Here is a 6233-nt window from a genome sequence, read left to right on the forward strand (position 1 = left end):
CGCGCTCGGCTCGACCGCCGTGCTCACGAGACGACGGCCTGGGCGTCGTCGTCGTAGACGTTGAAGCGGTAGCCGACGTTGCGCACGGTGCCGATCAGCGACTCGAGGTCGCCGAGCTTGGCCCGCAGGCGCCGGACGTGGACGTCGACCGTCCGCGTGCCGCCGAAGTAGTCGTAGCCCCAGACCTCGCTGAGCAGCTGCTCGCGGGTGAAGACGCGCGACGGGTGCGTGGCGAAGAAGCGCAGCAGCTCGAACTCTTTGAAGGTCAGGTCGAGGGGGCGACCGTGCACCTTGGCCGAGTAGCTCGCCTCGTCGATGACGACGCCGGACGCGTGGATCTTCGAGCCGGTCTGCGACTGGGCGAGGCGCCCCGTGACCAGGCGGATGCGGGCGTCGACCTCGGCGGGCCCCGCGGTCTCGAGGATGACGTCGTCGACGCCCCACTCGCTGTTGACCGCGGTCAGACCGCCCTCGGTGAGCACCAGGACGAGGGGCACCGTGACACCCGTGGTGCGGAGGATCTTGCAGAGCGACTTGGCGCTGGCCAGGTCGGCCCGCGCGTCGACGAAGATCAGGTCGCTCGACGGGGCGTTCACCAGTTGTGCGGGTTCGGCCGGGATCTGCCGGGTACGGTGACTGAGCAGGGCGAGCGACGGCAGGACGTCGGGGCCGCCCGCAGAGGTCAGTACCAAGAGCTGCGCCACACGACCTCCAGTGAATGTACTGTCGAGCAGTCTAAAACATGAGACCCCGCCACTCCGACCATCCGATGCTAGGGCAGGTCGGCAGAACGGCGGACACGAACGAGGGGTGCACCGTGCAGGCAGGCGAACGAGACGTCGACGCGACGACGGCGCGACTCAAGCCGATCACGGTCGTCCCGGTGTGGGTGGCCTCGCTCGTCGCGGCCGTGCTGATCGGCCTGTACTCACCCGCCGCCGAGTACTGGGACCACGTCGTGCTCGCCCTCGGCGGCGCCATCGTGCTCACCTTCGTGCTGCAGCTCGCCACCAGCCAGAAGGACGGCCTCGTCTCGCGCACGATGCTCAGCACCTGCGGCAGCCTCGTCATCCTGGCCGTCGTCACGGGCGTCCTCGCCCTCGTCTGAACGGTCGCCCCGAAGGGCTGGGCACCCCGGTGGTCGCCGGGTAGGCTCGACGTCATGGATTCCCTGCTCGCACTCGAGGTGTTCTACATCGGGCTCCTCGGCCTCGCCACCCTCGCCATCGGCTTCGTCTCGGTCGTCGTCCTGCTCAAGCTGTTCAAGGGGCAGCGTTGACGCTCGGGCGACGGCGCTGACCGCTCCATGATCGACATCCCCACCGACCTGCCGTCCGAGCTCGTCCCCCTCTCGTGGTTGATCGGCGTCTGGCAAGGCACCGGCGTCGTCGACTACAAGATCGGCGAGGGCGACCCCGACTCCGAGCCGGGCACCGAACGGCGCACCCACGAGTTCGGGCAGCGCATCAGCTTCAGCCACGACGGCCTGCCCTTCTTGAACTACAGCTCGTTCACCTGGCTGCTCGACGACGAGCACACGCCCCTGACGAGCGAGACCGGCTACTGGCGGCTCGAGCGACCGGCCGAGCCGGGCGACCGGGGCCCCGGAATGCTGCCGGGCGTCGGCGTGCAGCCGTTCACCTCGGCGCGCGCCGTCGAGATCCTGCGGACGCCCGACGACGGCTTCGGCCTCGAGGTGCAGATCGCCCACCCGACCGGCGTCAACGAGCTCTACCTCGGCCGGGTGAAGGGTCCTCGCATCGACCTGGCCACCGACGCCGTCGTCCGGTCGAGCAACGCGAAAGAGTACTCGGCCGCCACCCGCATGTACGGCCTGGTCGAGGGCAAGCTCTTCTGGGCATGGGACATCGCGGCCCTCGGGCAAGAACTGCGCTCGCACGCGTCGGGGCAGCTGGCGCGCGTTGACTGACGCGGGCGGTCCCCCCACCGACGCCGCGCCTCCTGCGGTGTCGCCGTTCTCGGTGCGTGACGGCTTCGTCGACGACGGGTCGGGCGTCGCCGCGCACTACGGCAACCCGCTCGGCGAGCAACGCCGGCTGGCTCGTGGGGCCGCGGTCGTCGACCTCTCCGACCGCGGCGTGTTGACGGTCACCGGGCCCGACCGGCTCAGCTGGCTGAACTCGCTGACCAGCCAGGCGCTCGTCGGCCTGGCACCCGGCGTCTCGACCGAGACCCTGTTGCTCGACGCCAACGGCCGGCTCGAGCACGCCGCCCGCGTCGTCGACGACGGCGAGACGGCGTGGCTGCTCGTCGAACGCTCCGAGGTCGGCCCCCTCGGCTCCTGGCTCGACCGGATGCGCTTCATGCTGCGCGTCGAGGTGGCCGACCGCACGGGCGACGTCGCGACGATCGGCTCGATGCACGACCTGACCGGCGGTGCCGACGGCACCGACCCGCTCGTCCCGGTCATGACCTCGATCGACACGGCTCTCGTCTGGGTCGACCCCTGGCACGAGGTGACGGTCGGCGGTCACAGCTACGCCGACCCGGACCACCACCCCGGTCACGACTGGACCTACCGCGAGACCCTCGTGCGACGCTCCGACCTCGACGCGCTCGCGGCCCTGCCCGCCGACCGCCTCGCCGTCGCGGGCACCCTCGCGCTCGAGGCCCTGCGCATCGAGGCCTGGCGCCCGCGCCTGGCGACCGAGGTCGACGAGCGGACCATCCCGCACGAGCTCGACTGGATGCGCAGCGCCGTGCACCTCGCCAAGGGCTGCTACCGCGGCCAAGAGACCGTCGCCAAGGTGCACAACATCGGTCACCCGCCCCGTCGGCTCGTCATGCTGCACCTCGACGGCAGCGACGGCGTGCTGCCCGAGCGCGGCGCCGAGGTCGTCCTGGCCCCGTCCGCCACGGCCGACGTCCTGCCACAGGCCGAGACCGCAGGAGGCGCGGCCGAGGCTGCCGAGGCCGCCGCGCCCAAGTCGGTGGGTCACGTCACGAGCGTCGCCCTGCACCACGAGCTCGGTCCGATCGCCCTGGCCCTCGTCAAGCGCGGCACCGACGAGGCGGCACCGCTCGCGGTCGTGGCCGACGACCTCCTCGTCGCCGCCGCGCAAGAGATCGTCGTGCCCGCCTCGGCCGGCGCCGCCGCGGGCGTGCCGCGGCTGCCGCGCCTCGGCGCCGTCCGTCGCTGACGGCCCGGTGAGGCAGCGCACGCGGGCCCGGTCGTGACCGGGCCGACGCGCGGCGGCGGGCTGCGACGCGGCTGGCACCGCGCCTCCTCGTCCTTCGACCTCAAGGACGCGACGGCCCGCACCATCGCGTCGGGGCCGGCCGTCGTGCAGATCGTGCTCGCGGTCGCCGGCGCATACGGGATCACGCACTACGCCCTCGGGCACGCGATCCCACTGCTGGCCGTGACCATCACGATCTCGTCGCTCGGCCTCGCCCGCGACGCCCGCCCGCGTCGCGTGCTCGAGAACGCGGTCGGCGTGCTGATCGGCATCGCCCTCAGCGAGGTGCTGCTGATGATCGTCGGCAAGGGGCTGTGGCAGATCGCCCTCGTCCTCTTCGTGACCCTGCTGGTCGCACGGTTCTTCTCGGCGAGCAGCGCGTTCGCCGTCGCGGCCGCGACCCAGTCGATGCTCGTGATGCTGCTGCCCGACCCCGACGGCGGGGCCTTCGTGCGCAGCATCGACGGAGCCGTCGGGGGAGCGGTGGCCCTGCTCGTCACGGCCGTCGTGCCCCGCGACCCGGTCGGGCTCGCCCGGTACGACGCCCGGCGGCTGTTCGACGAGGTCGACCACGCCTTCACCGCGCTCGTCGCGGCGCTGCGCACCGACGACGCGCCCCGGGCCGACGACGCACTCGGTCGCCTCCGGGGCACCCAGCCCGTGCTCGACGACTGGTCGTCGACGCTCGAGTCGGCGCAGTCGATCGCGCGGCTGTCACCGTTCTTGCGGTCGCGCCTGCCCGACCTGCGGCAGCAGGCGACGGTGCGGCGCTACGTCGACCTCGCCGTCCGCAACCTCCGCGTGGTCGCCAGGCGCCTCGACACCCAGCTCGGCGACGGCGTGGACCGGTCGGCGTTGGCCGACCTGCTCGACTCGACCGCGCGAGCCGTCGCGGTGCTCGGCCGATCGGTCCACGACGTCGAACAGCGGCCCGTCGCCCGTGAGGCCCTGACGGCGGTGGCCCGGCGGCTCGACCCGACCGTCGTGCTGCCCGGCGCACCCGTCACCGAGGCGATCGTCGTGCTGATGATGCGGCCGCTGCTCGTCGACCTGCTGATGGCCACGGGGCTCGACCACGACGAGGCCCGCGCCCGGCTCGCGCGCGTCTGACGCGTCGCGCACCCGCTGCTCGAGCGCCTGACGAGTCGTGCGCCCGGCGCGCAAACGCTGCGCCCCCGTCCCGCGCGCGCCCACCGCTCACGGGCGCGGTGCGACCGCCGCCCAGGGCACCGACAGCTCGCCGAGCCGCCACCGCGTCCGACCGCCCTGCACGGGCCAGCCCGCGTCGCGCAGCCCCTGCACCGTCGCGAGCCAGCGTTGCACCGGCCCGTAGACCGAGAGCGGGGCGGCGACCGCCCACTGCCGGTCGAGGTCGACGAGCAGGTCGTGGACGCGTTCGCCCGGCACGTTGCGGTGGATCAGCGCCTTGGGCAGGCGTTCGGCCACGACCGACGGCAGCTCGAGCCCGGCGAGCCGCAACGAGATCGTGAACGTCGTCGGCCCCTCGGGCGTGACGTCGACCCAGCTCGCCACGCGGCCCACCTCGTTGCAGGTGCCCTCGACGAGCACGCCGCCGGGCTGCAGGCGCCCGGTCATGAACGCCCAGGCGTCGGCCACCTGCGACTCGTCGTACTGCCGCAGCACGTTGAACGCCCGGATCACCGCCGGCCGTCGGTCGCCGTCGAGCGGCACCTCGAACCCGCCCCGCCGGAAGCTCACCCCGGGTCGCGCCGACAGGCTCGCGAGCCGCACGCGCTCCGGCTCGATCTCGATGCCGACGACCTCGACGTCGTCGCGGACCCGCAGGAGGCGCTGGTGCAGTTCGAGGGGAGTCGTCGCGCTCGCGCCGTACCCCAGGTCGACGACCAGCGGGTCGTCCGCGCGCCGGAACGACGGGTGGGCGGCGATCCAGCGGTCGACGCGGCGCAGGCGGTTGGTGCCGGTCGTGCCGCGCGTGACGGAACCGATGGGCATGCACCGAGTCTGCCATCGGAGCGTCGCGATACGCTGGCGGCATGACTTCGACCCTCATCCTCCTGCGGCACGGCAACAGCGAATGGAACGCGAAGAACCTCTTCACCGGATGGGTCGACGTGCGGCTCACCGAGCAGGGCCGCGCCGAGGCCAAGCGTGCCGGCGAGCTGCTGCGCGAGGCCGACCTGCTGCCCGACATCCTCTACACGTCGCGCCTGACCCGCGCCATCCAGACCGCCGACATCGCCCTCGAAGAGGCCGACCGCCTCTGGATCGACGTCAAGCGCTCGTGGCGCCTCAACGAGCGCCACTACGGTGCGCTGCAGGGCAAAGACAAGGCGCAGACGCTCGAGCAGTACGGCCCCGAGCAGTTCCAGACCTGGCGTCGCTCGTTCGACGTGCCGCCGCCCCCGCTCGACGACGACAGCGAGTTCTCGCAGGCGCACGACAAGCGCTACGCCGAGCTCGGCATCGACGCCCCGCGCACCGAGTCGCTGGCCCTCGTCATCGAGCGCATGCTGCCGTACTGGCACAGCGACATCACCGAGAGCCTGGCCGCGGGCGACGTCACCCTCGTCGTCGCGCACGGCAACTCGCTGCGCGCGCTCGTGAAGCACCTCGACGGCATCGGCGACGACGAGATCGCCGAGCTGAACATCCCCACGGGCATCCCCCTGGTCTACGAGCTCGACGACGACTTCGTGCCGACCGGCCCGGCCCGCTACCTCGACCCCGAGGCTGCCGCCGCCGGTGCTGCCGCGGTCGCGAACCAGGGCAAGAAGTAGCTCCTGCCGAAGACCCCGCGCCCCACGACCCGTTCCCCGGGTCGGGGGGCGCCTTCGGCGGTGCTGGTCGGCACCACGAGGCGGCGGTCAGACGAAGCGTGCGCTGATCTGCATCACGAGGTCGTCCATGTCGACGGGAGCGCTCGTGTCGACGCGGATCACGGGCCACCCGCCGAGCGGCTCGGCGCCGGCCGCCCACGTCGGCCAGGCGGCCCGGGCCGACTCGACCGTGCCGTGCGCCGGGTGCCGACCGCCGGCCGCGAGCCGGTCGACC

Annotated in this window: 8 protein-coding genes; 5 read left to right on the forward strand and 3 right to left on the reverse strand. The window is 72.7% G+C overall.

Features of this window, described 5'->3' with window-relative positions:
• Positions 1-23: 23 nt before the first annotated feature.
• On the reverse strand, positions 24-704 hold the full coding sequence (locus tag ITJ55_RS09125) for a response regulator transcription factor (protein WP_194595088.1): 681 nt from the start codon (positions 702-704) through the stop codon (positions 24-26).
• A gap of 113 nt (positions 705-817) precedes the next feature.
• On the opposite strand from ITJ55_RS09125, the gene ITJ55_RS09130 reads away from it, so the two are divergent.
• The 4 genes from ITJ55_RS09130 to ITJ55_RS09145 all read left to right on the forward strand — a co-directional run bounded on the left by ITJ55_RS09130 (position 818) and on the right by ITJ55_RS09145 (position 4310).
• Positions 818-1108 carry a hypothetical protein gene (locus tag ITJ55_RS09130; RefSeq protein ID WP_194595089.1) on the forward strand — a complete coding sequence of 97 codons (291 nt, stop codon included), beginning with the start codon at positions 818-820 and terminating at the stop codon, positions 1106-1108.
• A 198-nt stretch (positions 1109-1306) separates the two neighbouring features.
• On the forward strand, positions 1307-1930 hold the full coding sequence (locus ITJ55_RS09135) for an FABP family protein (RefSeq protein ID WP_043597230.1): 624 nt from the start codon (positions 1307-1309) through the stop codon (positions 1928-1930).
• Positions 1923-3161: a folate-binding protein YgfZ gene (locus tag ITJ55_RS09140; protein ID WP_228498093.1), complete on the forward strand. Its 1239-nt coding sequence runs from the start codon at positions 1923-1925 to the stop codon at positions 3159-3161. The genes ITJ55_RS09135 and ITJ55_RS09140 overlap by 8 nt, the downstream gene beginning before the upstream one ends.
• A 33-nt stretch (positions 3162-3194) precedes the next feature.
• Positions 3195-4310 carry an FUSC family protein gene (locus tag ITJ55_RS09145; protein WP_194595090.1) on the forward strand — a complete coding sequence of 372 codons (1116 nt, stop codon included), beginning with the start codon at positions 3195-3197 and terminating at the stop codon, positions 4308-4310.
• Positions 4311-4397: 87 nt separating this feature from the next.
• Here the strand turns inward: ITJ55_RS09145 and ITJ55_RS09150 are convergent, their stop codons facing one another.
• The gene (locus tag ITJ55_RS09150; protein WP_194595091.1) at positions 4398-5174 is read right to left on the reverse strand and encodes a class I SAM-dependent methyltransferase; all 777 of its coding nucleotides are present in this window, start codon (positions 5172-5174) and stop codon (positions 4398-4400) included.
• A gap of 41 nt (positions 5175-5215) precedes the next feature.
• Between ITJ55_RS09150 and ITJ55_RS09155 the strand changes: the two genes are divergently transcribed.
• The gene (locus ITJ55_RS09155; protein ID WP_159827656.1) at positions 5216-5959 is read left to right on the forward strand and encodes a phosphoglyceromutase; all 744 of its coding nucleotides are present in this window, start codon (positions 5216-5218) and stop codon (positions 5957-5959) included.
• 87 nt (positions 5960-6046) lie between these two features.
• Here ITJ55_RS09155 and ITJ55_RS09160 read toward each other — a convergent pair.
• Positions 6047-6233, reverse strand: a 187-nt coding sequence (locus tag ITJ55_RS09160; RefSeq protein ID WP_228498094.1) for a hypothetical protein, incomplete at its 5' end; no start/stop codon positions are given.

The sequence above is a fragment of the Frigoribacterium sp. VKM Ac-1396 genome (genome assembly GCF_015350895.1).
Lineage (GTDB): Bacteria > Actinomycetota > Actinomycetes > Actinomycetales > Microbacteriaceae > Frigoribacterium.

What these genes read in the sequence shown, in the direction of transcription:
- ITJ55_RS09155 (WP_159827656.1), top strand. Translation starts at nt 5,216, where the DNA reads ATGACTTCGACCCTCATCCTCCTGCGGCACGGCAACAGCGAATGGAAC.
- ITJ55_RS09150 (WP_194595091.1), bottom strand. Translation starts at nt 5,174, where the DNA reads ATGCCCATCGGTTCCGTCACGCGCGGCACGACCGGCACCAACCGCCTG.
- ITJ55_RS09135 (WP_043597230.1), top strand. Translation starts at nt 1,307, where the DNA reads ATGATCGACATCCCCACCGACCTGCCGTCCGAGCTCGTCCCCCTCTCG.